This is a genomic window from Klebsiella sp. M5al, from assembly GCF_002090195.1.
Lineage (GTDB): Bacteria > Pseudomonadota > Gammaproteobacteria > Enterobacterales > Enterobacteriaceae > Klebsiella > Klebsiella grimontii.
In genome coordinates, this window is the sequence record NZ_CP020657.1 from 4275110 (window position 1) to 4300894 (window position 25785).

23 protein-coding genes and 1 tRNA gene are annotated in these 25785 nt (G+C 53.5%); 11 read left to right on the plus strand and 13 right to left on the minus strand.

Annotated features, from left to right (window positions below):
* Positions 1-31 precede the first annotated feature (31 nt).
* From BWI76_RS20420 to prmB, 5 genes are read right to left on the minus strand one after another with little or no spacing between them, the layout of a single operon-like run.
* Positions 32-580 carry an elongation factor P hydroxylase gene (locus BWI76_RS20420; protein ID WP_004870863.1) on the minus strand — a complete coding sequence of 183 codons (549 nt, stop codon included), beginning with the start codon at positions 578-580 and terminating at the stop codon, positions 32-34.
* On the minus strand, positions 580-1389 hold the full coding sequence (locus tag BWI76_RS20425) for a sulfite exporter TauE/SafE family protein (protein WP_024359293.1): 810 nt from the start codon (positions 1387-1389) through the stop codon (positions 580-582). Before BWI76_RS20425 ends, BWI76_RS20420 begins: the two co-directional genes overlap by 1 nt.
* Positions 1389-2213 (minus strand): penicillin-insensitive murein endopeptidase, encoded by an 825-nt coding sequence (mepA, locus tag BWI76_RS20430; protein WP_004870856.1) that lies wholly within the window; start codon positions 2211-2213, stop codon positions 1389-1391. Before mepA ends, BWI76_RS20425 begins: the two co-directional genes overlap by 1 nt.
* Before the next feature lie 3 nt (positions 2214-2216).
* Positions 2217-3302 (minus strand): chorismate synthase, encoded by a 1086-nt coding sequence (aroC, locus tag BWI76_RS20435; RefSeq protein ID WP_004852905.1) that lies wholly within the window; start codon positions 3300-3302, stop codon positions 2217-2219.
* A 37-nt stretch (positions 3303-3339) separates the two neighbouring features.
* Positions 3340-4272 (minus strand): 50S ribosomal protein L3 N(5)-glutamine methyltransferase, encoded by a 933-nt coding sequence (prmB, locus tag BWI76_RS20440; RefSeq protein ID WP_064371654.1) that lies wholly within the window; start codon positions 4270-4272, stop codon positions 3340-3342.
* Positions 4273-4439: 167 nt separating this feature from the next.
* Between prmB and smrB the strand changes: the two genes are divergently transcribed.
* The gene (gene smrB, locus BWI76_RS20445) at positions 4440-4991 is read left to right on the plus strand and encodes an endonuclease SmrB (RefSeq protein WP_004870851.1); all 552 of its coding nucleotides are present in this window, start codon (positions 4440-4442) and stop codon (positions 4989-4991) included.
* A gap of 20 nt (positions 4992-5011) precedes the next feature.
* On the opposite strand, the gene sixA is transcribed toward smrB, so the two are convergent.
* The 4 genes from sixA to BWI76_RS20465 all read right to left on the minus strand — a co-directional run bounded on the left by sixA (position 5012) and on the right by BWI76_RS20465 (position 9606).
* Positions 5012-5497 (minus strand): phosphohistidine phosphatase SixA, encoded by a 486-nt coding sequence (gene sixA / locus BWI76_RS20450; protein WP_004870849.1) that lies wholly within the window; start codon positions 5495-5497, stop codon positions 5012-5014.
* 209 nt (positions 5498-5706) lie between these two features.
* A complete protein-coding gene (gene fadJ, locus BWI76_RS20455) occupies positions 5707-7851 on the minus strand; it encodes a fatty acid oxidation complex subunit alpha FadJ (protein ID WP_024359295.1) in 2145 nt (714 codons plus the stop codon).
* Positions 7851-9161 carry an acetyl-CoA C-acyltransferase FadI gene (gene fadI, locus BWI76_RS20460; RefSeq protein ID WP_004123265.1) on the minus strand — a complete coding sequence of 437 codons (1311 nt, stop codon included), beginning with the start codon at positions 9159-9161 and terminating at the stop codon, positions 7851-7853. Before fadI ends, fadJ begins: the two co-directional genes overlap by 1 nt.
* A 160-nt stretch (positions 9162-9321) precedes the next feature.
* Positions 9322-9606, minus strand: a complete 285-nt coding sequence (locus BWI76_RS20465) for a YfcZ/YiiS family protein (RefSeq protein WP_004870845.1) — start codon at positions 9604-9606, stop codon at positions 9322-9324.
* A gap of 372 nt (positions 9607-9978) precedes the next feature.
* On the opposite strand from BWI76_RS20465, the gene fadL reads away from it, so the two are divergent.
* Positions 9979-11343: a long-chain fatty acid transporter FadL gene (fadL, locus tag BWI76_RS20470; protein WP_049249965.1), complete on the plus strand. Its 1365-nt coding sequence runs from the start codon at positions 9979-9981 to the stop codon at positions 11341-11343.
* Between the two features lie 62 nt (positions 11344-11405).
* Here fadL and mlaA read toward each other — a convergent pair whose 3' ends face one another.
* Positions 11406-12167, minus strand: coding sequence for a phospholipid-binding lipoprotein MlaA (gene mlaA, locus BWI76_RS20475; protein WP_004870841.1), 762 nt, complete (start codon positions 12165-12167; stop codon positions 11406-11408).
* 257 nt (positions 12168-12424) lie between these two features.
* Between mlaA and BWI76_RS20480 the strand changes: the two genes are divergently transcribed.
* The 4 genes from BWI76_RS20480 to ypdK all read left to right on the plus strand — a co-directional run bounded on the left by BWI76_RS20480 (position 12425) and on the right by ypdK (position 15810).
* A complete protein-coding gene (locus BWI76_RS20480) occupies positions 12425-13321 on the plus strand; it encodes a formate/nitrite transporter family protein (protein ID WP_004870839.1) in 897 nt (298 codons plus the stop codon).
* A gap of 73 nt (positions 13322-13394) precedes the next feature.
* Positions 13395-13466 (plus strand) — tRNA-Arg (locus tag BWI76_RS20485).
* Positions 13467-13951: 485 nt separating this feature from the next.
* Positions 13952-14725, plus strand: coding sequence for a hypothetical protein (locus BWI76_RS20490; protein WP_004870838.1), 774 nt, complete (start codon positions 13952-13954; stop codon positions 14723-14725).
* 1013 nt (positions 14726-15738) lie between these two features.
* The gene (gene ypdK, locus BWI76_RS28215; protein ID WP_077777854.1) at positions 15739-15810 is read left to right on the plus strand and encodes a membrane protein YpdK; all 72 of its coding nucleotides are present in this window, start codon (positions 15739-15741) and stop codon (positions 15808-15810) included.
* A 41-nt stretch (positions 15811-15851) separates the two neighbouring features.
* Here ypdK and alaC read toward each other — a convergent pair whose 3' ends face one another.
* Positions 15852-17090 (minus strand): alanine transaminase, encoded by a 1239-nt coding sequence (gene alaC, locus BWI76_RS20495; protein WP_004123291.1) that lies wholly within the window; start codon positions 17088-17090, stop codon positions 15852-15854.
* A 397-nt stretch (positions 17091-17487) separates the two neighbouring features.
* On the opposite strand from alaC, the gene BWI76_RS20500 reads away from it, so the two are divergent.
* The gene (locus BWI76_RS20500) at positions 17488-19167 is read left to right on the plus strand and encodes a sensor histidine kinase (RefSeq protein WP_162685387.1); all 1680 of its coding nucleotides are present in this window, start codon (positions 17488-17490) and stop codon (positions 19165-19167) included.
* 11 nt (positions 19168-19178) lie between these two features.
* Positions 19179-19922 (plus strand): LytR/AlgR family response regulator transcription factor, encoded by a 744-nt coding sequence (locus BWI76_RS20505; protein ID WP_004870833.1) that lies wholly within the window; start codon positions 19179-19181, stop codon positions 19920-19922.
* A 45-nt stretch (positions 19923-19967) separates the two neighbouring features.
* On the opposite strand, the gene glk is transcribed toward BWI76_RS20505, so the two are convergent.
* Positions 19968-20933: a glucokinase gene (gene glk, locus BWI76_RS20510; RefSeq protein WP_004870830.1), complete on the minus strand. Its 966-nt coding sequence runs from the start codon at positions 20931-20933 to the stop codon at positions 19968-19970.
* A gap of 254 nt (positions 20934-21187) precedes the next feature.
* On the opposite strand from glk, the gene BWI76_RS20515 reads away from it, so the two are divergent.
* The gene (locus tag BWI76_RS20515) at positions 21188-22423 is read left to right on the plus strand and encodes an ion channel protein (protein ID WP_004870829.1); all 1236 of its coding nucleotides are present in this window, start codon (positions 21188-21190) and stop codon (positions 22421-22423) included.
* On the opposite strand, the gene BWI76_RS20520 is transcribed toward BWI76_RS20515, so the two are convergent.
* On the minus strand, positions 22420-24081 hold the full coding sequence (locus BWI76_RS20520) for an alpha-keto acid decarboxylase family protein (protein ID WP_004870826.1): 1662 nt from the start codon (positions 24079-24081) through the stop codon (positions 22420-22422). The two genes, BWI76_RS20515 and BWI76_RS20520, sit on opposite strands and share 4 nt — an antisense overlap.
* A gap of 176 nt (positions 24082-24257) precedes the next feature.
* Here BWI76_RS20520 and mgrA point away from each other — a divergent pair, with 176 nt between their 5' ends.
* Both mgrA and BWI76_RS20530 read left to right on the plus strand, forming a co-directional pair.
* Entirely contained in the window at positions 24258-25250 is a 993-nt protein-coding gene (gene mgrA, locus BWI76_RS20525) for an L-glyceraldehyde 3-phosphate reductase (protein ID WP_024359299.1), read from the plus strand.
* Positions 25251-25380: 130 nt separating this feature from the next.
* Positions 25381-25740 carry a DUF2502 domain-containing protein gene (locus BWI76_RS20530; RefSeq protein WP_004870824.1) on the plus strand — a complete coding sequence of 120 codons (360 nt, stop codon included), beginning with the start codon at positions 25381-25383 and terminating at the stop codon, positions 25738-25740.
* Positions 25741-25785 lie beyond the last annotated feature (45 nt).

A 25785-nucleotide genomic window follows, 5' to 3' on the forward strand; every position in this document is an offset into this window, starting at 1 on the left:
CTTCTTTCCTCATAGTATGTAAAGCGTGGCCTTAATGCAGGTCTTCCGGCCACGGGAACTGTTCTGCCGTCAAGGGCGGCGTTTGGTAATATTCTTGCAGCGCCTTAATGAAACGCGCGGGACGCTCGGGGATCCCCTGCTCCAGATAGGTCATCACCTGGGCATGCACACGCCGCTGAAAAGCGATGCGGTCGGGTTCAAAATCCCCCTCCAGGTTGTCGCAGCTGACGTTAAATGGATATCCCGCCGCCACGCAAAACAGCCAATCGAATGCCTGAGGCTTCACCTCGACGTCTTCAAATTTAGACTGAGTCATCGCGTCGCGACCGTCCGGGCAGTACCAGTAACCGAAATCAACCTGCTCGCGGCGCGCCTTTCCGGCAATGCACCAGTGCGATATCTCGTGCAGTCCGCTGGCATAAAAGCCGTGGGCAAAGACAATGCGATTGTAAGGCACGTCATCATCTGCCGGAAGATAGATCGGTTCGTCATCGCCTTTAATCAGACGGGTATTAAAATCGTCAGCAAAACAGCCGTCGAAGATCGCGATCAGCTGTTCGTATTTATGCGTGCTGTTCATTAGTTCATCCCCAGCCAGTGGAGGATCTCCTGTCCATGGCTGTCATAAAGCAGTTTTGCACTCATCACCGCCGACACCACGACGATCATCGGTCGAATCAGTGACTGTCCTTTGCTCAGCACTAGCCGCGATCCCGCGCGAGCGCCGATAAATTGCCCGGCCATCATCACAAAGCCGGTAGCCCAAATGACCTTGCCGCCGATGATGAACAGCAGCAGGCCGCCAACGTTAGACGTCGCGTTCAGCAATTTCGCATGTGCGGTCGATTTCGCCAGGTTGAACCCGGCCAGCGTGACGAACGCCAGCGCGTAAAAAGATCCGGCGCCCGGGCCAAAGAAACCGTCGTAAAAGCCAACGCAGCCGCCGGCGATCAGGGCAAACGGCAGGCCATACAGACGGCGCTGCCGGTCCTCTTCACCGAGCTTCGGCATCAACAGAAAATAGAGGCCGATACCGATAACCAGAATGGGCAGTATTTGCTTAAGAACGTCGGACTGAACGTGCTGAACCAGCAGCGCGCCGCCGGTCGAGCCGAGAAAGGTCATCAGAATATTCAGCTTCTGATCGGCCAGATTCACCACCTTGCGGCGAATGAAATACAGCGAAGCGGACAGCGACCCGCCGCAGGCCTGCAGCTTGTTGGTGGCCAGCGCCTGCGCAGGGGGAAGACCCGCCGCCATCAGGGCCGGAACGGTCAATAATCCGCCGCCGCCCGCCAGAGAATCGATGAAACCCGCCAGAATGGCCACGAAGAACAGTACGACCAGTACCGTCGGTGACACCATAAAAACGTCGATAAAACTATCCATTAAAGAATATGCTCATCCAGTAGCGCCTGGCAGGAAGGCGGCAGCGGAGGCGGCGTCTTCTTCACAGGAGGGGTTGATCCGGGTTTAGGGGGTTCAAACCAGCTTTGCAATTCCGCGCCGCAGCCATCGCCAGCCGGAGGCGGGGCCTGATCTTCACACTCGAGGCTGCCGGCCGGGCAGCGCAAGCGTACGTGCATATGCGCGCGGTGCTGGAACCACGGGCGGACCTTGCGTAGCCAGTCGCGATCGTTACCGGCATCCAGGCACAGTTGCTGCTTAATCGCCGGGTTGACGAAAATACGCGTGACTTCGCTATCTTCCGCCGCCATCTTAATCAGCTGGCTGATTTGCGGGCTCCATAGCGACGGTACCACGCGCTTGCCGTCGCGGGCCACCAGATCCAGAGCCTGCGGTTTCAGCAGCTGAGCTGAACTCCAGCGCGCCTGCGGCAGCTGAAGAAAAATATCGACGTCCAGCCCGGACTGATGGCTGGCGTGGCCGCCGTTAAAGCGTCCCCCGGCCGGCATACCCATGTCGCCAATCAGCACCGTCCCCATGCCTTTATTGTGCGCCTGATTGCTCAGACGTTGAATAAACTGCACGAGGTCCGGATGGCCGAAGTAGCGGTTCTGATCGGTACGCATCACCTGATAGCCGGTGGCGTTTAACGGCAGCGCCTGGGCGCCAACGATACAGCCATTGGCAAAGGCGCCAATGGACTGCGGGCTGCCGCTAACGGGCTGCGTGATTTTCTGCCACGGCGTTGCCGCCAGGCTGGTAGCGCTGGCGAGGAGCGCCAGCAGTGCGATAACGGTTTTTTTCATCTATTACCAGCGTGGAATTGATGTCGTCACGTCGCCGTTTTGCGCGCGCTGACGCATAAAGTGATCCATTAACACGATCGCCAGCATCGCTTCGGCAATAGGTACCGCACGAATACCGACGCATGGATCGTGACGCCCTTTGGTGATCATCTCGACTTCTTCGCCAAAGCGATTGATCGTGTGTCCAGGTACGGTGATGCTTGAGGTCGGCTTCAGCGCGATATTCGCCACGATCTGCTGACCGCTGCTGATGCCGCCGAGAATGCCGCCCGCGTGGTTGCTCTGGAAGCCCGCTTTGGTAATTTCATCGCGGTTTTCGCTGCCGCGCAGTTTCACCACCTCAAAACCATCGCCAATTTCCACGCCCTTCACCGCATTGATGCTCATCAGCGCGTGCGCGATATCGGCATCCAGGCGGTCGAATACCGGCTCGCCCAGCCCCGGCGGTACGCCATCGGCCACCACGGTAACCTTCGCCCCGATGGAGTCGCCCTCTTTTTTCAGGCCGCGCATCAGTTCATCAAGCGCTTCGATTTTGTCCGGATCCGGGCAGAAGAACGGGTTCTGCTCTACCTGATCCCACGCTTTTATCGCCAGCGGGATATCGCCCATCTGGGTCAGGCAACCGCGAATCACAATACCGAATTTCGCGGCGAGGAATTTCTTGGCAATCGCCCCGGCGGCCACGCGCATGGCGGTTTCACGCGCAGAGGAACGACCGCCGCCGCGATAGTCGCGCAGACCATATTTCTGCTCGTAGGTGTAGTCAGCGTGTCCCGGACGGAAAACGTCCTTAATGGCGCCGTAGTCCTGAGAACGCTGGTCGGTATTCTCAATCAGCAGGCCAATGCTGGTCCCGGTGGTCACGCCCTCGAATACGCCGGAGAGGATCTTCACCTGGTCCGGCTCGCGGCGCTGGGTGGTATAGCGCGAGGTTCCCGGACGACGGCGATCGAGATCGTGCTGGAGATCGGCTTCGGTAAGCGGAATGCCTGGCGGCACGCCGTCAACGATGCAGCCCAGCGCCAGGCCATGCGATTCGCCGAACGTCGTGACGCGAAAGAGTTGTCCAATTGTGTTTCCTGCCATCACGGCTCCGTTTTTGTCGTTATGTTTGCGTGTTGTTTTAGTCTTTATAGATGCCGAAATGCGCGCGGGCGGCAATCAGCTGCGGTTTGGTCAGCATAAAGACGCCATCGCCGCCATTTTCAAACTCCAGCCAGGTAAACGGCACGTCAGGATATTGCTCCATCAGATGTACCATGCTGTTACCGACTTCACAAATCAGGATACCGTCATCGCTGAGATAATCCGGCGCGCAGGCCAGGATCCGGCGGGTCAACTTCAGGCCATCGCTGCCGGAAGCCAGTCCCAGAACCGGTTCATGGCGATATTCGCCCGGCAGGTCGGACATATCTTCTTCATCAACGTACGGTGGATTGGTCACGATCAGATCGTATTGCACCTTCGGCAGATCGCGGAATAGATCGGAGCGAATCGGCGTCACGTTATGAATTAAGCCGTGATCTTCCACGTTCTGCTCGGTCACGGCCAGCGCGTCAAGAGAAATATCCACCGCATCGACTTCCGCTTCCGGGAAAGCGTATGCGCAGGCGATGGCGATACAGCCGCTGCCGGTGCACATATCGAGGATGTGCTGCGGATAGTGGTCAATCAGGCCGGAAAAATGGTTATTAATGAGTTCGCCAATCGGCGAGCGCGGCACCAGCACGCGCTCATCAACGTAAAACTCATGGCCGCAGAACCAGGCTTTGTTGGTCAGATAAGCGACCGGAATGCGCTCGTTAATACGGCGAATGACGCGCTCAACGATGCGATGTTTTTCGCTGGAAGTCAGACGCGCGGTACGCATATCTACCGGAATATCAAGCGGCAGATACAGCGACGGCATCACCAGCTGTACGGCTTCATCCCACGGGTTATCAGTGCCGTGTCCGTACCAGATATTTGCAGCGCTGAAGCGGCTTACCGCCCAACGCAGCATGTCCTGAATGGTATGAAGCTCATTAACGGCTTCATCAACAAAAATTTTATCCACGCTATCCCCCAGGGCACGCTCTGCTATAAATTCGGCGGCTAGTTTGCCACGAAGACGGGGATAAATCAGCATTCTTAGGTCAGACTGAAGGGGAAAAATAGGTTTTCCTTGCCTGGATGCGTGGCGAGTCGGGTAAACTACCGACAAAGAAAAAATGAGATCAGGTAATGAAAAAGAAAACATCGCTAAGCGAGGAGGATCAGGCATTGTTCCGGCAGCTGATGACCGGCACGCGTCAGATTAAGCAGGACACTATCGTTCATCGCCCGCTACGCAAAAAAATCGCTGAGGTCCCACCCAAGCGGCTGCTTCAGGAACAGGCTGACAATAGCCACTACTTTTCCGATGAGTTTCAGCCGCTGCTGAATACTGAAGGCTCGGTGAAGTACGTGCGCTCGGACGTCAGCCACTTTGAGCTGAAGAAGCTGCGTCGGGGTGATTATTCGCCGGAGCTGTTTCTCGACCTGCACGGGTTAACCCAGCAGCAGGCCAAGCAGGAGCTGGGAGCCTTGATTGCCGCCTGTCGTCGCGAGCATGTATTCTGCGCTTGCGTGATGCACGGGCACGGGAAGCATATTCTCAAACAGCAGACGCCGCTGTGGCTGGCTCAGCACCCGCATATTATGGCGTTTCATCAGGCACCAAAAGAGTACGGCGGCGACGCCGCACTGCTGGTACTGATTGAAGTTGAAGAGTGGCAACCGCCGGAGCTTCCGTAAAACGTCAGCCCCGGAGGGGATCAGATAGCTTTCGCCATCTTCAAATTGCAGGGGCTCATTTGCCAGTTGAATTCGCCTTTGCCGCTGGCATCAAGCGTAACGCAGGCAATCGCCGAAGTGGTGAACATCGGGGGCGTTTCCCCCGGGCACAGCTCTGAGACGAGGTACCCCACCAGAGGGAGGTGGGACACGACCAGCGCCGTCGCCACACCTTCATTCGCCAGCGCCTGCAGATAAGCGCTAACCATGCCAACATCGCCGCACGGCGTGAGTTCCGGCATCACGTCGACATCTTTTGGCAGATTCATGCACTCCCCAACAATTTCCAGGGTCTGTTCTGCACGCAGGAAGGGACTCACAAGAACCCGCTCAATATCCACTTTTTGACCTTTCAGCCAGGTTGCCATCTGACGAGACTCATCGCAACCGCAGACGGTTAATGGACGAACCGAGTCACTGGCTGCATCGAGGGCAGCGTCGCCGTGACGCATGATAAAAACTTGCATATTGCACCGCTTTTGTTAACCAGAAGCACCGCGGTCTTACCGACGTAGATGATACGCAGGTGACCCGGTGGCCGGGCATTGTGCCTGATCCATTCAACGAATGAAACGCTGTTTTTTACCTCAATGGCGTAAGTATAGTCAACTATTGCTTACAAAATCGCCAAAGCGCAGCGCCGTACGTTGCCGGATTTACCTTCTTTGACCATAACTTAGGTCCTACGTTCCTCAGCGGGCCAAAAGGTCGCCCCCTGCTCGGCCATGTGTAACAAAGTGTCACATGGTGTAAAACGCGGGCCGTACTGAGCGGCCAGGCGCTGCAGTATCGCCGCGACCTCCCCCGCTCCCAGGGTATCCATATAGCGGAACGGGCCGCCAAGAAATGGCGGAAAACCAATGCCAAACACGGCGCCGATGTCGCCATCGCGGGCGCTGCGAACCACTCGCTCATCGAAGCAGCGCGCCGCTTCGTTAAGCATCATCATCACGCAACGTTCCGCCACCTGCTGTTCTGACAAGCGCGCCTGCGGAGAGGAAATACCCAGTAAAGAGTAGATAGCCGGGTCGGGCCGTTTTTTGCTTTTACGCCCTTTTGCCGCATAAAGATAGAAACCCCGGTTATTTTTTCTCCCTTTGCGATCGTCATTCAGAATCGAGCTAATGATGTTTGCAGGCGGGCTGAAACGTTCTCCCCACGCAGCTTCCAGCACCGGGATAATTTTGGTACCGGTATCGATCCCCACTTCATCAAGGAGCTGAATCGGGCCAACCGGAAAACCGAATTTAACCAAAGCGTTATCAATATGCTCTACCGGCTCGCCTTCCATCAACAGGCGCATGGCTTCATTTATGTAGGGGGCCAGAATGCGGTTAACATAAAAGCCCGCTTTATCGGCGACGACAATCGGCGTTTTCCCCTGCAGTTTCGCCAGCTTAACCGCTGTCGCAATTGTCTGCCGATCCGTACCGATATGGGGAATCACCTCCACCAGCGGCATTTTGTCTACCGGACTAAAGAAGTGAAGCCCGATGACCCGCTGCGGCCTGCTTGCCTGCGCCGCGATCTCGCCGATCGGTAAAGACGATGTATTAGAAGCAAAGATCGTCTCCGGACGACAGTGCTGTTCAACTTCGCTGACCATTTTTTGCTTGAGCGCAAGATCTTCAAATACCGCCTCGATCACCACATCGCGATGTGCGAATCCCTGGTAATCTAACGAGCCGGAAATTAATCCTATCTGGCGATCGCGCTCACTGGCGCGCAGATAGCGGCGACGCACCTGTTTGTCGAGCAGATCCCAGCTGTACTTCAGCGCGTGATTTATCCCGCGCGGCTGAATGTCCTTAATGCGTACCGGTAATCCGCCTTTGCATGCGGTGACGTAAGCGATACCGCCCCCCATCAGTCCTCCGCCAAGGATGCCCACGCTGCGCAGCGCGACGGGCTCAGCATCCGCGCCACGATCTTTTTTCAGATCGGTGCTGGCGAAAAAAATCGACCGTAGCGCCTGCGATTGCGGCGTCATCGCCAGTTCGCCAAAAGCGCGAGCCTCCTCTGCATAGCCGCTGCTGCAGCCCTGCGCCAGCCCGGTTTCCATCACCTGCAGAATGCGCTCAGTTGCCGGGTAGTTTCCCTGGGTTTTGTGATGCGTCTTTTTCGCTACCAGACGAAACAGCAGGCTGCGGCCAAGCGGGCCTGCGAGAATACGTTCGCGCGCCGGAACAGCGCGGCTTGCCGGGCGACCTTTGAGCGCCAGTTCAACCGCGGTTTGCAGAAGGATAGTCTGCGCCACCACCTCATCGACCAGCCCCGCCTTCAGGGCCTGACGCGGGCGAAGCTGCTTACCGGTGAGGATCATCTCCAGCGCGCCGCTGACGCCAATTAATCGCGGTAGGCGCTGAGTTCCTCCGGAGCCGGGCAGCAGCCCTAGCTGAACCTCCGGCAGACCAAGCCGGGTTTTATCGTCATCGCTACATACCCGCCCGTGGCAGGCCAGCGCCAGCTCAAGCCCGCCGCCCAGACATGCGCCGTGGATAGCGGCAATCACCGGAATCGACAGCCCGTGGATCTCGGCCATGATTTGCTGACCCTGGCGGGCCAGCGCTTCGGCTTCCTGAGCGGAATGGCAGCGGGCAATCATATTGATATCCGCCCCGGCGATAAAATTATCCGGTTTTGCCGAGATAAACACCGCGCCGCGCAGTTCTTTATTGTCACGGATCTGACGGATGATCCCCCGAACCTCGCTGGCGAACTCAGCTTTCAGGGTATTCATTTTTTCGCCGGGCGCGTCAATGGTGATGACGGCGATATTGTCCGGGCGAACCTCAAGCGTAAATGCCGATACGGTTTCCATTATTCGGCCTCCAGAACCATCGCTGAACCCAATCCACCCGCCGCACAGGCGGTGACCAGCCCAAATCCTCCGCCGCGACGGCGCAGCTCATGCAGCGTTTGGGTAATCATCCGCGCGCCGGTGGCGGCAAACGGATGACCGTAGGCAATCGAGCCGCCTAGCACGTTAAATTTACTCTCGTCCACTTCCCCGATCGCCTGAGAGCGGCCAAGCACTTCGCGGGCAAAGCGATCGCTGGCCATACAGTGCAGGTTAGCCAGCGTTTGCGCGGCAAAAGCTTCGTGCATATCAATCAGGGTCAAATCAGCCAGCGTCAGCCCCGCTCTTTCCAGCGCCAGCGGCGTCGACCAGGCCGGGCCCAGCAGCATATCCTGGCGAACATCAATCGCGGTAAAAGCGTAGCTTCGCAGATAGCCCAACGGGACAAGACCCAGCTCTTTCGCCCGGGACTCGGTCATCAGAATCACCGCCGCTGCCCCATCGGTCAACGGCGTACTGTTAGCGGCGGTCACGCTCCCGTGTTGGCGATCGAAGGCCGGGCGTAACTTTTGGTAATCCGCCAGGGTTGAATTTTTACGAATATTATTATCCTGTTCCAGCGGCTCACGGAACGGCGGCGTATACGCCGTCATCACTTCTGCCGATAGCTTCCCTTCCTCCCAGGCTTTGGCGGCAAGCTGGTGCGAACGAAGCGCCAGCGCATCCTGCCGTTCGCGGGTGATACCCCAGGTTTTCGCCATTTGTTCGGCGGTATCCCCCATTCGCAGGCCGGTTGAGTATTCGGCAACGGCTGGCGGTACGGGCAAAAGGTCGCGAAAACGCAGACGGGAAAATAGCTTAAGGCGCTGCCCCAGCGTACGGGCTTTATTGGCATCCACCAGCGTTCGGGCAAGTTTTTTGCTGACACCAATGGGTAATACGGAAGAGGAGTCGGCCCCGCCGGCGATACCCGCGCGAATAGTGCCTGCCATCAGGCTTTCCGCGACGTTGGCCACCGCCTGAAAGCTGGTCGCGCAGGCGCGGCTGACGCTGTAGGCATCAGTATGCACGCTCATACCGGTCCCCAGTACAATTTCCCGGGCAATATTCGGCGCTTCCGGCATCTGCACCACCTGACCAAATACCAGCTGTTCTATTATGTCCGCGGGGATAGTACTGCGAGCCAGCATTTCGCCGACCACCAGTTTACCTAAATCAACGGCCGGCACGCCGTGGAAAGCCGTCGCCTGTCGGGCAAACGGAGTACGTAAACCGCTGACTATCGCGATACGATCGCCCTGGCGGGTGACTAGCGGTAATGCCTGACTCATAACGCTCCCCTGTTAACCGATAAAACAAAGTGGTCTGACCTGATAACAGTTTTAACTAATATTTTACATTAAGCCAATCGGGGAAGCGAAAAAGTGGGAGCCAAAACACATTGATTAGAAAAGGTAACGCCCCTGCCATGAGGGGCGTCCGGGGAAAGGATTAGCGCAGGCCGAGCTGGAAAATCAGGGTTTCAGCTTCACAGCTGAACACGAAATCGATATCCAGCTTCACGCCACCCTCTACGTCTGTAAAGGTCGGGGTGATTTTGCACGGCTCAGATTCAACGTTACGCGCTCTTTCGCTTAATGCGGCGAGCGTTTCTTCTGCCTCGGCACGGTTCGCAAACACGCGGCTATAGGATGCGGTGCAATCGGTGTTGTCCATAATGGTGCCAACATCCATACAGCAGCAAACCGGGGTTTCATCAGCACTGCATTTACTCATCGTAGATTTCCTCTGTATATGCACTCAAAGTGCCAGACAAACAATGTGCTTATTTTACGCCCAGGGCATGCCAGCCTCCAGTCGTTAATGGCGACAAACGGGATAAGTGACCGAAATCACACTTAAAAATGATCCAAAACAAAAACCGCCCACTTTGGGTATCAGCTGCCCCAGCAAAATTGCCAACTGGATCGCGTTTCTTAGATCACAATTGAAAAAACTTATAAACAAACTTGCAACATATCATCTGGTCAGACCTATACTCAGCGCACTGGTCTGATTTCTCTGTTGTAAAGCAGACCCTACACTTCGCGCTCCTGTTACAGCATGTAACATTGTTTAAATAAAAAATAACTCTATGAGGTTATGGGCATGAGCCAGAAAACCCGCCTTACCCAATCTGCCCTTGCAGTGGCTGTAGCAATGGTTTCAACCCAGGCCTGGTCAGCAGGCTTTCAGCTTAACGAATTCTCTTCATCGGGCCTTGGTCGCGCCTATTCAGGTGAAGGCGCTATTGCTGATGATGCGGGCAACGCCAGCCGTAACCCGGCGTTAATTATGATGTTCGACCGTCCAACCTTCTCGGGCGGCGCCATTTTCGTCGATCCTGATGTCAACGTCACCGGCAGTTCAGTTATCGGTAATGATGCCAGCCAGGACAATATCGCGCCAACCGCATGGGTGCCGAATCTGCACTTCGTGGCGCCGATTAACGACCAGTTCGGTTGGGGGGCCTCCCTCACGTCGAACTATGGTTTAGCCACCGAGTTCAACAACGATTTTGCCGCAGGCTCGATGGGCGGTACGACCGATCTCGAAACGCTCAACCTGAACCTGAGCGGCGCATATCGCCTCAACGACCACTGGAGTTTTGGTTTGGGCTTTGACGCCGTCTACGCGCGGGCGAAATTAGAGCGCTATGCGGGCGATTTACCGGATATCATCGGCGCTCAGCTACCGGGAATGGTGAAAGCAGGCAAACTCTCCCCGGCTCAGGCGGCGGCAATTGGTCAACAGGCCGGCGGTATCAGCCGCGACACCCAAATTGCTCGTCTGAAGGGGGATGAATGGGGCTTCGGCTGGAATGCCGGTATTTTATATGAAGTCGATAAAAACAACCGCTACGGTTTGACCTATCGCTCTGAAATTAAAGTTGATTTTGATGGGGATTATAAGAGCAGCCTGCCGTCTTCCCTCAACCCCATCAACTCTGCTCTGGGCCTGGGCCTGCCGTACGGCACCGGCGGCTCCACGATTGGCGGTTCTCTGACGTTGAATCTGCCAGAAATGTGGGAAATTTCAGGGTATAACCGCGTGGCGCCAAAATGGGCCGTTCACTACAGTCTGGCTTACACCAGTTGGAGCCAGTTCCAGGAGCTGAAAGCAACCAAAACCAGCGGTGGCGAAACACTGTTCTATAAAGACGAAGGTTTTAAAGATTCCTACCGTATCGCGCTGGGTACCACCTATTATCATGACGATAACTGGACCTTCCGTACCGGTATCGCCTTTGATGATAGCCCGGTACCGGCTTCCAATCGCTCTATCTCTATTCCGGACCAGGATCGCCTGTGGCTCAGCGCCGGTACGACTTACGCCTTTAATAAAGATGCCTCAGTCGACGTCGGTGTGTCCTATATGCACGGTCAGCACGTTGAATTTACAGAAGGGCCATATACCTTTAAATCAGAAGGTAAAGCCTGGCTCTACGGCGCGAACTTCAACTACCGTTTCTGATCCTCAGCAGCAACAAAAAAGGGTGAACATCATGTTCACCCTTTTTACTTTCAACCCGTCGGTTACTGTGAATCGATATCTTTAAGATCGCCCTCAATCGCCTGGGCGTTGGGGTTCTCATTCGGAGAAAGTTTACCGCCGTTGGCGATAAAGTCGTGACGCTGGAAGTAGGCTTCACGCATTAAGATATACGGATCGGAGGACTGACGAAGCAAGCCGTCTGAATCCAGCAGCTGCGCGCGCGTTTCAACGCCCTCAACCATCCATTTACCGATAGACATCGGCCATGTCAGCCAGGAAAGAACCGGATACAAGTCATCCGCCATATCCCCCCCCTCATCACGCAGGGTGAAGCTGCCGTAGAAAGGCAATTGCACATATGGACCATAACCGACGCCATAGTGACCCAGCGTGCTACCGAAGCGCGCAGGCTCAACGCGCTGCAGTTTCGGATTCGCCATCCCGGCCACATCAACCAGGCCCCCCATCCCAAGGATGGTGTTCAGGAAGAAACGCGTAAAGTGCACCATTCCTTTATAGGGATCGCCTTTCAGGAAGGAGTTCACCATTACCGCCGGCTCTTCAAGGTTGCTGGTAAAATTACTCAGACCATTACGCGCAGGCTGCGGAACATAATCACGCCACGCCACCGCGACCGGGCGAAGGACATAGGGATCGACAACATTAAAGTTGAAGTTGAACATGGTACGGTTAAAGCCTTCAAGCGGATCTGAACGCCCCTGCGGTTGATCGCCAGAACTAGAACTGGCGCATCCCACCAGCAATGTGGCGCCAAGCGCAAGCGCCGACAGGCGAAAATTCATAGGTGTCTCCCTGTTAATTTTAGCTATCGCTGGGGGTTATCGGGGGACAGCTGCCTCCATTAAGATATCGCCCGTAAGCATGTGCCTGCTTTCAGCATAGCCTTTTTTAGCATCATTGTTGATGTCCCGATTCTATACACATTTTGCAATTTCCGTATTGCTAATCTTGTCATTGTGAAGAATTTAGGAGCTTATCCGACCCGAACAGCCGAAACCGCTCTACGATTATAATAAAGACCCATCGTTGAGGAAAAGTGATGAAACCGCAAACTCACCATGATAGTGAAGATGTTGAGGTAGAAAGTGATGAAAAACAGAATGGTGAAGAAATTGAGGTTGATGAAGAACGGCTGCCTTCACAGGCAATGGCTACCCATGAAGTGATTCGCCAGGAAGGTGAGAAAGAGCTTGAGCGCGATGCTATGGCGCTACTATGGTCAGCGATTGCCGCCGGACTTTCAATGGGGGCTTCGCTGGTCGCCAAAGGTATCTTCCATGTCCATCTTAGCGAACTTCCCGGTGGTTTTTTGCTGGAAAATCTCGGCTACACCTTTGGTTTTGTAATCGTCATCCTCGCTCGCCAACAACTGTTTACCGAGAACACCGTGACCGCCGTCCTGCCGATTATGCATAAGCCCACGCTCGGCAATATCGGCCTGCTGTTGCGTCTATGGGGAGTCGTACTGGCGGGTAACTTAATCGGAACCGCTATCGCAGCATGGGCGTTCGATGTCATGCCTGTTTTTGATGAGCCCACTCGCGAGGCTTTTCTCAAAATTAGCCTGAAGGTGATGCAAAATCCGCCGCTGGAGATGTTTGCCAATGCGATTATCTCCGGATGGCTGGTCGCGACCATGGTATGGATGTTTCCTGCCGCGGGTTCCGCAAAGATTATCGTCATCATCCTGATGACGTGGCTTATCGCCCTGGCAGACACCACTCATATCGTGGTTGGCAGTGTCGAAATTTTCTATCTGGTGTTCAACGGAGCGCTGCCGTGGCAGGAATTTATCTGGCCTTTCGCTCTGCCAACGCTTGCCGGCAACATATGCGGCGGGACCTTTATTTTCGCTTTATTAAGCCATGCGCAGATCCGCAATGACATGAGCCATGAGAAGAAAGCGCGTGCCGCTGAAGAGAGAAATAAACGCTAAGTGGCTATAGATTAAGCAGTTGGCCCGCACAAGCTTAACGCGCGCCGAAAATAACGCTATAATGCGGCGCGTCGTCCCCTTAGTTAAATGGATATAACGAGCCCCTCCTAAGGGCTAGTTGCAGGTTCGATTCCTGCAGGGGACATTCTCATCAGTTTTTCCAGACCAACAGTTAACGCCCTTCAGGTAACGCCCTTCATTTTTCGCTTTCAGCGCACCAGCAAAGCCTGGCCGGTGGTGATTTAAGAAACCGATCTACAAATTCTTGCAGACCTGATGCTTCAGGGCAGATGAATATTATCATGCCACAGGCCGTAAGAGCGGTTAGTGGAAATAAACATCTAATATTGAGTTGTTCCAGCAAGGAACGCGCTATTGATGAGATTTAAATGCCCTCAACAAATAAATAACAAACAAATCATTCATAATAAAAATATATAATATGAATTATAATAAGTATATAGCTCATATCAAATTATAGGACTTCGAATTAATGTGAATTCAAGCTAAAAATCATATGAATCGTGCTAATTCATCAAAGCATTACTAACAAATACCGTATAAGATATTTTCACTGCCAAATTAACATCAACAACACAAAAGTAACCATCTCGTAAGAAGAAAGTAATTATGATTAGTAAAACCGAAAGAAATATATGGAAACAAAACAATATCCCGCCGTTAGAATATTGTTCCATTTCCCGCGCGCAAAAGCTGCTAGATTGTGAGATTGAAGATTTACTCCACTGGCATGATATCGGTGCAATAAACCTGTGCGTAAAATTAACTAGCATCACAGGAACGTTAAATATTGCTCTGACTCAGAATAAAGAAAGCATAAACAAACGCTCTCTTTATAGTGTGAATCAAAGCGATACTTTAAAAAAAAACGAAGCGACATGGTCGTATTATTCCAGGGTAGATCGAGTTTTAGAGCTGAAAGATAGCGTTTCGGCTATAGAGACGCAGCAAGGTAACCATGCAATACAAATCCAGCTTAAAGCGATTGTTTCTGGGCTTTGGTATGTTACCTCAAAAAATCTTGGAGAACTGCTAGAATGCCCCGAACACAACCATTTAGCAAAAGAGGTTAGTGCAATAAATCCTGCTAACAACACTCTTTTTTGCCATTTTTCTCCAGATAATAGTAGTAATCTGCCAATATCGATCAATAAAATTTACATTATCAGCAAGGATGTAGAGAAGATTTATGAGCATACCATAAGCAGTCGCCCCCTTGAGCTCGCCAGGGAGCCCACGATTATTTTAAATAAAAAGATCATTAATGAACCTCAATTCACTTTACAAAATAAAACCCTTACTGACTTCATTGATGAATTCATGAAATTAAACCCAGAGCTCGATAAGAAATCCCTCTACGTTAATGAGAATCTTGATGTGTAATATGAGGTTTGCGAAAAGAGTAAAAATGAGATAGATAGTGTTAACGCGGCGCTGAAAAATACAATAAATGATCCATAGCCGCCCTCTGATATTACAAAAATGTCAATTAGAATAGTCCGTGCTCTGCTGCCGAAGATAAGGTAATTTATAGCTAAAAATGCGGACAGGAGTATCTTTTCATCTGCTCGCTGGCTTTATACTTCACTCCCCTGTTTTACTATGATCTTTAGCTACTTCAGTTAAATTATCTCGTATCAACTAGCATAGCGCTTTGCCTGGCGATAGCGGCAAATTCGTGCATACCAGCATGGCCTCCGACTCCCTGAACGTTGTATCAACCAGACGGATCTTTCCAGTCGCTCAGAAGCCGTCAAATCTTCAGTTGGCGTACGCTTATTGCGGGAAGAAGCAAGCATTGCCTGTTTCATCGTCATACTCCGCAGACGAAGCGAAGGGGTATTGGTCAGCGGCATCCTGCTGGTACAGAGGGCAGCGGCCAAACTAACGGAGCGCTTCAGTTACCTATCCTGGCCAGGCTTAAAGGCACTGGCCTAATCGCTTATCGGCTCTACGGTTTTATTTCGCGCTTGTGTCTTAGCATTACTTTTCACCCTCGCACGCTCTTCGTACGAATAGCGCCTTTCGAAATGATTAACTTCCTGAATCCGCCCGCTATCCCTCCCCCGCTTTCAGGCAGAAAAAAGCCCAAAATCAAACAACTATATCAATACGAAAATCATCGTTGATGGCCGTCGCCAGAATAAAATTTAATACCGAATGAAATTAATGTGTCGTCGAATCACGACACTCGTAAGTAACTAAAAATTAATAAAAAAATGGCTCTTGTTTCCCTCATTTTTTAGGCGTACATTAGCGCCATCTGGAGCAGTTTGAGCTCAGAATTTACAGCTATCGCCATCGGAAAAAGTGAATTTTTTGTGAGCGATAGTTGAACAAACAACGAAGGTCAAATTCATTTAAGGCGTCTCGCCGAGATCGCGGAGTGATGAGTCGTGAAATATTTTTTAATGGGCATTTCTTTTATGGTCATCGTTTGGGCCGGGACTTTCGCCCTGATGATCTAGCTGTAACGGTGTTAAAAAAAGGAGCCTCTCGGCTCCTTTTTTTATTCGTTGCTTTCGCTGGTTAGCTTCGTCGATGCGGGCAGCAGTCCGTCTGCACGGAACATGGATTTAATACCGCGCACCGCCTGGCGGATACGATCGCGATTCTCAATTAAAGCGAAGCGTACGTGGGTATCGCCATAATCCCCGAAGCCGATACCCGGCGAAACGCAGACTTTAGCATCCTGCAGCAGCTTTTTAGCGAACTCCAGCGAGCCCATCGCCGCATACTGTTCAGGGATCTTCGCCCATACATACATTGACGCCTTCGGACATTCCACCATCCATCCGGCCTCATGCAGCCCTTTCACCAGCACATCGCGACGGCGCTTATACTGCTCGGCAATGTCGCGAACGCACTGCTGATCGCCTTCAAGCGCCGCAATGGCTGCAACCTGTAGAGGGGTGAAGGTGCCGTAGTCGTGGTAGCTTTTAATACGCGCCAGCGCATTAACCAACGTTTTGTTGCCAACCATAAAGCCGATACGCCAGCCCGCCATATTGTAGCTTTTCGATAGCGTAAAGAATTCGACGGCGACATCTCGCGCACCGGGAACCTGCATAATAGAGGGCGCTTTCCAGCCATCATAAACAATATCGGCGTAGGCCAGATCGTGCACAACCAGTACGTCATAACGCTTCGCCAGCGCCACGACCTTCTCAAAGAACTCCAGTTCGACGCACTGCGCGGTCGGGTTGGAAGGGAAACCGAGGATCATCATTTTCGGCTTCGGGTAACTCTCACGAATGGCGCGCTCAAGCTCGTTAAAGAAATCTACGCCTTCAACCAGAGGTACCGAGCGCACCTGGGCTCCGGCGATCACCGCACCGTAAATGTGAATAGGATAGCTGGGATTGGGCACCAGTACGGTGTCGCCATGGTCAAGCGTCGCCAGCATCAGATGCGCCAGGCCCTCTTTTGAACCAATGGTCACTATCGCTTCTGATTCCGGATCGATCTCAACGTTATAACGCTCTTGATACCAACGTGAAATCGCCCGGCGCAGGCGCGGAATTCCGCGAGAGGTGGAATAGCCGTGCGTATCGGGACGCTGGGCAACGGTGCATAGCTTCTCGACGATATGCGGCGGGGTCGCGCCATCGGGGTTACCCATGCTGAAATCAATAATATCTTCGCCGCGGCGTCGCGCAGCCATTTTCAGTTCAGCGGTGATATTAAAAACGTACGGGGGGAGACGATCGATACGCGTAAAACGGCGTTCAGGACTGAATTCAGCCATAGATTCCTCGGATTAACGTTAGCGCCCGGACCGTCCGAGCGACGCTGCTGCATGTGCAGCACGTTTAGAAAATAACCCGAAAAAATTCCCGCTGTCGAGGGGAAAGGCAAAAAAAAATTCTGGCGTTAAAAACGGGCATCAATTCAGCAAAATAGGGCAGCAATGTTCTTTACCCACCTCGCTTAACTCATTAAAATTAACATATTGATATCTATAATTTTACTTGAATCATTTCTCATCGGTAGACGCTGTTGAATCTCAGGCCTTTATCATTAATCCCCTTTTATTTGTAATACTTTTCCCTATTCATCCCTTCAGCTGGCCTTCTGCCGCGAGGTTTTCTATCATATTGCTTTCTCGCGATTAACACGGCGCACACATGCACGAAATATTTACTATGCTGCTGGCGGTTTTTGACCGTGCGGCATTAATGCTGATTTGTCTCTTTTTCCTCATTCGCCTGCGCCTGTTTCGTGAACTTCTGCATAAATCCGCGCATACGCCAAAAGAGCTGCTGGCCGTTACCGCGATCTTCTCTCTCTTTGCCCTGTTCAGTACCTGGTCAGGCGTACCGGTCGAAGGATCGCTGGTCAACGTGCGTATTATCGCAGTCATGTCCGGCGGGATCCTATTCGGTCCCTGGGTTGGGGCGATTGTCGGCGCGATCGCCGGGATACATCGCTACCTGATCGATATCGATGGCGTCACCGCCGTCCCCTGTTTTATTACCAGCATCGTCGCCGGTCTGCTCTCCGGTTTTATCAGTCGTAAAGTACCGAAAGCGCAGCGCTGGAAAGCGGGGATCCTCGCCGGGATGCTATGTGAGACGTTAACCATGATCCTCGTGGTCGTATGGGCGCCTTCGTTGGCGTTGGGGATCGATATCGTGTCAAAAATCGGTATTCCGATGATCCTCGGCAGCGTATGTATCGGCTTTATCGTTTTGCTGGTGCAGAGCGTTGAGGGAGAAAAGGAAGCCAGCGCCGCCCGCCAGGCAAAACTGGCGCTCGACATCGCCAACAAAACGCTACCGCTGTTTCGCCACGTCAATAGCGAGTCCCTGCGTCAGGTATGCGATATTATCCGCCGCGATATCAATGCCGATGCTGTCGCCATTACCAATACCCAGCAGGTGATGGCCTACGTCGGTGTCGGGGAAATCAACTACCGCGATAACGACGACGTTATCAGCCCGACGACGCAGCAGGCGATCCGCTATGGAAAAATCATTATCAAAAACAATGATGAAGCTCATCGGACGCCGGAAATACACTCCATGCTGGTCATTCCGCTGTGGGAAAAAGGCGTCGTCACCGGTACGCTAAAAATCTATTACTGCCACGCGCACCGCATCACCTCTTCATTGCAGGAAATGGCGATTGGCCTGTCGCAAATCATCTCCACGCAGCTGGAGGTCTCCCGCGCTGAACAGCTCCGAGAAATGGCCAATAAAGCCGAACTGCGCGCGCTGCAGAGTAAAATTAATCCCCATTTCTTATTTAATGCCCTGAACGCCATTTCGTCGTCGATTCGCATGAATCCAGACACCGCGCGTCAGCTAATTTTTAATTTGTCGCGCTATTTACGCTACAACATTGAATTAAAAGATGATGAACAAATAGATATCAAAAGGGAGCTGTATCAAATCAAGGATTATATTGCGATTGAACAGGCTCGCTTCGGCGATAAGCTGACGGTGATTTATGATATTGATGATGAAGTCAGTTTTATGATCCCCAGCCTGCTTATTCAGCCGCTGGTGGAGAATGCTATCGTCCACGGAATTCAGCCCTGCAAAGGAAAAGGCGTGGTGACCATCGGCATTAATGAGTGCGGGAATCGAGTACGGATTAGCGTTCGCGATACGGGGAACGGTATCGACCCCGCGGTGGTAGCAAGGGTAGAAGCTGACGAAATGCCGGGAAATAAAATCGGTTTACTCAACGTTCATCACCGGGTCAAGCTACTGTACGGAGAAGGCCTGCATATCCGACGCCTGACGCCGGGGACCGAAATCGCTTTCTATGTGCCAACCCAATACGCGCCTCAGGTGGCTACGGAGTCGCTGCTGTCATGAGCGGAGATAAAATGAAAGTCATCATTGTGGAAGATGAGTTCCTCGCGCAGCAAGAGCTCACCTGGTTGATTAATACCCATAGCGAAATGGAGATTGTCGGTACCTTTGACGACGGACTCGATGTGCTGAAGTTTTTACAGCACAACAAAGTCGACGCTATTTTTCTCGATATCAACATCCCGTCGCTGGATGGCGTACTGCTGGCGCAAAACATCAGCCAGTTCGCGCATAAGCCCTTTATCGTTTTTATTACCGCGTGGAAAGAGCATGCGGTGGAAGCCTTTGAGCTGGAGGCGTTCGATTACATCCTTAAACCCTACCAGGAATCGCGCATTATCAACATGCTGCAAAAGCTGACCGGCGCCTGGCTGCAACAGCAGCAGGCTAGCACAGCTACCGGAGCAGCGCCCAATCCGACCCGGGAAAACGACACGATTAATCTGATTAAAGATGAGCGGATTATCGTCACCAGCATCCACGATATTTACTACGCGGAAGCACATGAAAAGATGACGTTTGTTTATACCCGGAAGGAATCGTTCGTGATGCCGATGAATATCACAGAATTCTGCAACAAGCTGCCGCCCGCACACTTTTTTCGCTGTCACCGCTCGTACTGCGTCAATCTGAACAAAATTCGCGAAATCGAACCCTGGTTCAACAACACCTATATTCTGCGGCTTCGTGACCTTGAGTTTCAGGTTCCGGTGAGCCGCAGCAAGGTGAAAGAGTTTCGCCAGCTCATGCATCTGTAGGATTTCTTACCCAAATAAACGTTTTATTCGGGTAAGATTCGGCGCTTACAGAACCTGCCCGAGCGTCTGACGCAGGTGCGCGCCGGAGCCCAGCAGTCCCGGATTGTCGTGAACGATCAGATACACCGGAATATCCTGGACGAAGGCTTTAAACCGGCCTTTATCTTCAAATCCGCCGCGAAAACCGGACGCTTTAAAGAATTCGAGGAAACGCGGCACAATGCCGCCAGCAATATACACGCCGCCAAAGGTACCGAGCGTCAGCGCCAGGTTACCGCCAAATCGCCCCATAATGACGCAAAACAGCGACAGGGCGCGACGACAATCGATGCAGGTATCGGCCAGCGCGCGTTCGGTGACATCTTTAGGCTGCAGGTTTTCCGGCAGACGCCCATCAGACTTAACGATCGCATGATAAAGATTGACCAACCCGGGCCCAGATAATACGCGTTCGGCGGAGACGTGCCCCAGCTCGGTACGCAGCTCTTCCAGAATAATGCCTTCTTCTTCGCTATTGGGCGCGAAATCCACATGGCCGCCCTCGCCCGGCAGACTCACCCAGCGTTTATCAACATGTACCAGATGAGCAACGCCCAGCCCGGTACCTGCGCCATAGACGGCAATCGGCTTACCTTCCACCGGCTTCGCGCCGCCAAACTGAATCAGATGTTCAGCTTTCAGCATGGGGATTGCCATCGACACCGCAGTAAAATCGTTAATGATTTCCAGATGCGAGAAACCCAGGTTCTTTTTCATCTCAGCGATAGAAAATGCCCAGGTGTGGTTGGTCATCGCCACCCAGTCGCCGGTAATCGGACAGGCGATGGCAATACAGCCGTCTTCTACCTGGACGTTATGCTCTTCCAGATAGACCTGAACAACGGCTTCAAGACTGGGATAATCGAGCCCGGAATAGGTCTTGGCACGGGATATTTCCCCGCTTGTAAGATCGCATAACGCCAGACGGGCATTCGTTCCGCCAACGTCCCCTACTAAAGCAAATTTTGTCATTCCGTTACGGCTCCGCTAAAGTCAAAATGATTCTTTGGCACACTCTAAATTCATGACGACCTAACAACAACGACCAACGTATAAGTGCCCTTTGTTTAGCGACCTATGTCACAGTTAGGCTGTAATTTATGAAAATATTGTGCGGCACGATCGTCAGGCTACCTCGTTACTTTATCGTTTCAGCACCATTTGCGCCAACGTCCTAAACGCGTACGGGCAAAGTAGTGCTTCGAAATTTTCAGAAGGATATTTTCATGCTGCACCCGCGCGCCAGAACGATGCTGTTATTATCGATACCCGCAATCGTGATCGGTATTGCTGCCAGCCTGGTATTGATTGTGGCGATGAAAACGGCAGCCATGTTGCAGAAGATTCTCTGGAGTAACCTGCCAGGAGCTCTGGGCATGAACGCCAGCGGCCCTTTCTGGACGATCGCTATTCTCACCTGCACCGGCATTGCCGTAGGTCTGGTCGTACGTTTTAGCCCAGGGCACGCCGGACCCGATCCGGCCACCGAGTCGCTCATTGGCGCCCCGGTGAGCCCCAGCGCGCTGCCCGGCCTGCTCGCGGCGCTGATAATTGGCCTGGCAGGCGGCGTTAGCCTGGGGCCGGAACATCCTATTATGGTAATTAATATCGCTCTGACGGTGGCCCTTGGTTCACGCATTTTCCCCCGCGTCAGCGCGCTCGACTGGACGATCCTCGCCTCTTCCGGCACCATCGGAGCGCTATTCGGTACGCCTGTTGCTGCGGCGCTGATCTTTTCGCAAACGCTGAACAGCAGTAACGATGTCCCGCTCTGGGACCGGCTCTTCGCACCATTGCTTGCCGCGGCGGCGGGCTCTTTGACCACCGGGCTATTTTTCCACCCCAATTTTTCGTTACCTATCGCGCAGTACAATCAGTGGCAGCTTGTCGATATCTTTAGCGGGGCTATCGTTACGCTTATTGCTATTGCCGTCGGCATGGTTGGCGTTTGGTGCTTACCGCGTTTACACGCGCTGATGCAACGGCTGAAAAATCCGATCTTAACCCTCGGTATTGGTGGATTTTTATTGGGGATCCTGGGCGTCATCGGTGGACATATTACCCTGTTCAAAGGCCTCGAAGAAATGCAGCAATTAGCCTTTAGCCAGACATTGACCGCCAGCGATTTCATGCTTATTGCTTTGGTGAAGATGGCGGCGCTGGTGCTGGCTGCCGCCTGCGGCTTTCGCGGCGGGCGGATTTTCCCGGCGGTGTTCGTCGGCGTCGCGCTCGGACTGATGCTTCACGCGCACGTGGATGCCGTCCCGGCCGCTATCACCGTTTCCTGCGCGATCCTCGGACTGACGCTGGTGGTGACGCGCGATGGCTGGTTGAGCCTGTTTATGGCAGCGGTCGTGGTGCCAGACTCCACGTTACTTCCGCTGCTGTGCATCGTTATGCTTCCCGCCTGGCTATTACTTGCCGGGAAACCGCTGATGATCGCCAAACGCCCCAACGATTAAACGCGGCTGTTTCTCTCTTCCAGTGCCTGAGTGACCGTACGCAGAAAATCGGGGATATCCATTTTTGGCAGCATCACCTCCACCAGCGTCAGCCTGTCTGAGGCGACGCTGCTATTCATCGCTTCCTGTAGTTCCTGCGTGCGCGTCACTCGCCAGCAGCGGGAGGGGACGTCGGGAGCGAAAGCATCAGGCAGACGATTCCAGTCCCAGAGCGCAATATCGTTGTAGCGTTGCTCGGGACCGTGAATCGCGCGCTCGACCGTATAGCCTTCGTTGTTGAGCAACAAAATCAGCGGACGCTGCTTATCTCTGAGCATCGATCCCAGCTCCTGAATAGTTAACTGCGCAGCGCCATCGCCAACAATCAGCACCACCCTTCTCTCCGCTGCCGCGATTTGCGCCCCGTAGGCCGCAGGAAGGGTAAAGCCTATCGATCCCCATAACGGCTGGACGATCAGCGTCGCGTCGACCGGAAGCTTAAGCGCAGCGGCGCCAAAAGCGGCGGTACCCTGATCGGCAAGGATAATATCTCCAGGACGGAGCTGTTTCTGCACCGTATTCCAGAAGTTTTTCTGCGTCAGGCTCCCCTCTGGCGCGCCACTCACGCCGGGCGCCTGAATATTCGGCGAAACCCATTCTGCCGCCAGGCTGGCAGAGAGCTCGATTAAAATGGCGAGCGCCTTTTCCATGGGAATCCGGCTGAACCAGCGATCGGCAACCCGAACGGCAAAGGGCTGTATTTCTATCGTTTTTTCCAGTGGAAGGTGCTGGGTAAAACCGGCGGTAATAGTGTCGGTAAAACGCGTACCGATACAAATAATGGTATCCGCGTTTTCGATAGCATCGCGAGTCTCCTCCGCACTGGCTATCCCGCTATACGTCCCGACAAAACCGCTCTGTTGCTCATCAAAAAGACCTTTGCCCATGAGCATCGTGGCGTAAGCAACGGGTACCTTCGCCACCCACTCTCGAAGAGCGTTTTGTAACCCATAGCGCTGGGCGAGAAAATCGGCCAGCAGCGATACGCGACGGCTGCTTCTTAGCATCCGTCCGGCGTGCTCGCGGAAACCCGCCAGCTGGTTCTCATCGGCGGGCAGCCCCTGAATAAGCAAACGATGAGCAGGCGGCGTGGTCTTTGCCTTCGCCACATCGGCCGGCAGCATCAGATAACCAGGACGATGATGGGTGAGCATTTCGCTCAGAACCCGGTCTATTTCATGGCAGGCATTTCCCGCCGCCAGCACCGCCTGAGAGCAGGTAATTTGTTCACTCATACGCGAAAAATGGCTGAAATCGCCATCGCCAAGCGTATGGTGCAGCAGCTCGCCGCGCTGCTGGGCGCCGGTACAGGGAGCACCGACGATATGCAGGACCGGTACATGTTCAGCGTAGCTCCCGGCGATGCCGTTCAGCGCGCTCAGCTCGCCGACGCCATAGGTGGTCAACAGCGCGCCTGCGCCCTTGATACGCGCATAGCCATCAGCGGCATAGGCCGCGTTTAGCTCATTTGCACAACCCACCCACCCTAAATTCCGATGCGCAATAACGCTGTCGAGAAACTGTAAATTGTAATCACCAGGTACGCCAAACAAGCGGTCTATACCGCAGTCTACGAGACGATCCAGCAGATAATCGCCAATGGTGTAAGTCGGTTGCATATCCCCACTCTCCTCTCATGCAGATAAGTTGAGTATTGAATAAGCAGTTGCGCTGTCCACATTGCACCCAACAAATGCGGTGGCAAGTAAAATTTACGCGTTCAGGGAGTATACTCGGCGCCAAAGATTCTTTAGTGTAAACGTATACACAACCCTGTTTTATCTGCGGAGGAAGTATGGTTTACCAGGCAAACGCCACGCGATATCAAACGATGGAATACCGCCGCTGCGGTCATAGCGGACTAAAGCTACCGGCAGTTTCTCTGGGGCTTTGGCATAATTTTGGCGATGAAACGCGGGTGGAAACCAGCCGTCAGCTTCTGCGTCACGCATTCGATCTCGGCATAACCCATTTCGATTTAGCCAATAACTACGGGCCACCGCCGGGATCGGCGGAGAGCAATTTTGGCCGTATTCTGAAAGAGGATTTTTTGCCCTATCGCGATGAGCTGATCATCTCCAGCAAAGCCGGTTACACCATGTGGGACGGCCCCTATGGCGACTGGGGATCGCGCAAGTACCTGATCGCCAGCCTCGATCAAAGCCTTAAACGAATGGGCCTGGACTATATCGACATTTTCTACCACCACCGCCCTGACCCCGAAACGCCGCTGCTGGAAACCATGCGCGCGCTGGACCACATCGTCCGCCAGGGCAAGGCGCTGTACGTCGGCTTGTCTAATTATCCGCTCGAACAGGCCCGGCAAGCCGTCAACATCCTTAACGATCTCGGCACGCCGTGCCTGATTCATCAGCCAAAATATTCGATGTTTGAACGCTGGGTCGAAGAGGGATTACTGGATTTCCTGCACACCTCGGGGGTGGGAAGTATAGCGTTTTCACCGCTGGCGGGCGGCCAGTTAACCAACCGTTACCTGCACGGCATTCCGGCTGACTCCCGCGCCGCCAGCGGTAGCCGGTTCCTGCAACCGGATCAGCTTACCGAAAGCAAACTGGAAAAAGTTCGCCAGCTGGACGCGCTGGCCGAATCCCGCGGACAGAAGCTTTCGCAGATGGCGCTGGCCTGGGTGCTGCGCGATGAGAAAGTCACTTCGGTACTGATTGGCGCCAGTAAAACCTCGCAGCTCGACGATGCGGTTGGCATGCTGGAAAATCGCCATTTCAGCGCCGAAGAGCGGGCAACCATCGACGCGATCCTTGCGGTGTAAATTCATTGTTACTTTAGCAAAAAGTGCTCTCACTGGCGATTTAGGAGTTCCTCCGATACGACGGGGCTTTACCGCCCCGTAATATCAGGTTAACAGGCCGACAACGGCCCCGATCGTGAAGGAGAAGAGTATGTTCAGGTCACTGATTTTGGCTGCAGTGCTTCTGGCTTCAGCGCCATTGGTCGCTAATGCTGGTGAAATCACCCTGTTGCCATCAATAAAATTACAAATTGGCGATCGCGACAATTATGGTAACTACTGGGACGGTGGCGGCTGGCGCGACCGTGATTATTGGCGTAGACACTATGAATGGCGCGATAACCGCTGGCGTCGTCACGATAACGGCTGGCATCGCGGCTGGGATAAACGTAAAGCCTACGAGCGCGGCTATCGTGAAGGCTGGAATGATCGTGATGACCGACGCGGCGGTTGGGGTCGTGGACCAGGCGGTCGCGGACATGGCCACGGCCACGGCCACGGTCATCATTAATATTTATTGTAAAAGGGAGCCATCCGGCTCCCTTTCTCGTTGTCG

Coding starts and splice junctions, on each gene's coding strand:
- fadI (WP_004123265.1), bottom strand. CDS start 9,161: ATGAGTCAGGCATTACCGCTAGTCACCCGCCAGGGCGATCGTATCGCG.
- alaC (WP_004123291.1), bottom strand. CDS start 17,090: ATGGCTGAATTCAGTCCTGAACGCCGTTTTACGCGTATCGATCGTCTC.
- BWI76_RS20490 (WP_004870838.1), top strand. CDS start 13,952: ATGATTAGTAAAACCGAAAGAAATATATGGAAACAAAACAATATCCCG.
- aroC (WP_004852905.1), bottom strand. CDS start 3,302: ATGGCAGGAAACACAATTGGACAACTCTTTCGCGTCACGACGTTCGGC.
- BWI76_RS20505 (WP_004870833.1), top strand. CDS start 19,179: ATGAAAGTCATCATTGTGGAAGATGAGTTCCTCGCGCAGCAAGAGCTC.
- BWI76_RS20520 (WP_004870826.1), bottom strand. CDS start 24,081: ATGCAACCGACTTACACCATTGGCGATTATCTGCTGGATCGTCTCGTA.
- mlaA (WP_004870841.1), bottom strand. CDS start 12,167: ATGAATTTTCGCCTGTCGGCGCTTGCGCTTGGCGCCACATTGCTGGTG.
- BWI76_RS20420 (WP_004870863.1), bottom strand. CDS start 580: ATGAACAGCACGCATAAATACGAACAGCTGATCGCGATCTTCGACGGC.
- BWI76_RS20530 (WP_004870824.1), top strand. CDS start 25,381: ATGTTCAGGTCACTGATTTTGGCTGCAGTGCTTCTGGCTTCAGCGCCA.
- mepA (WP_004870856.1), bottom strand. CDS start 2,213: ATGAAAAAAACCGTTATCGCACTGCTGGCGCTCCTCGCCAGCGCTACC.
- mgrA (WP_024359299.1), top strand. CDS start 24,258: ATGGTTTACCAGGCAAACGCCACGCGATATCAAACGATGGAATACCGC.
- glk (WP_004870830.1), bottom strand. CDS start 20,933: ATGACAAAATTTGCTTTAGTAGGGGACGTTGGCGGAACGAATGCCCGT.
- BWI76_RS20425 (WP_024359293.1), bottom strand. CDS start 1,389: ATGGATAGTTTTATCGACGTTTTTATGGTGTCACCGACGGTACTGGTC.
- BWI76_RS20465 (WP_004870845.1), bottom strand. CDS start 9,606: ATGAGTAAATGCAGTGCTGATGAAACCCCGGTTTGCTGCTGTATGGAT.
- fadL (WP_049249965.1), top strand. CDS start 9,979: ATGAGCCAGAAAACCCGCCTTACCCAATCTGCCCTTGCAGTGGCTGTA.
- BWI76_RS20480 (WP_004870839.1), top strand. CDS start 12,425: ATGAAACCGCAAACTCACCATGATAGTGAAGATGTTGAGGTAGAAAGT.
- smrB (WP_004870851.1), top strand. CDS start 4,440: ATGAAAAAGAAAACATCGCTAAGCGAGGAGGATCAGGCATTGTTCCGG.
- fadJ (WP_024359295.1), bottom strand. CDS start 7,851: ATGGAAACCGTATCGGCATTTACGCTTGAGGTTCGCCCGGACAATATC.
- BWI76_RS20500 (WP_162685387.1), top strand. CDS start 17,488: ATGCTGCTGGCGGTTTTTGACCGTGCGGCATTAATGCTGATTTGTCTC.
- BWI76_RS20515 (WP_004870829.1), top strand. CDS start 21,188: ATGCTGCACCCGCGCGCCAGAACGATGCTGTTATTATCGATACCCGCA.
- sixA (WP_004870849.1), bottom strand. CDS start 5,497: ATGCAAGTTTTTATCATGCGTCACGGCGACGCTGCCCTCGATGCAGCC.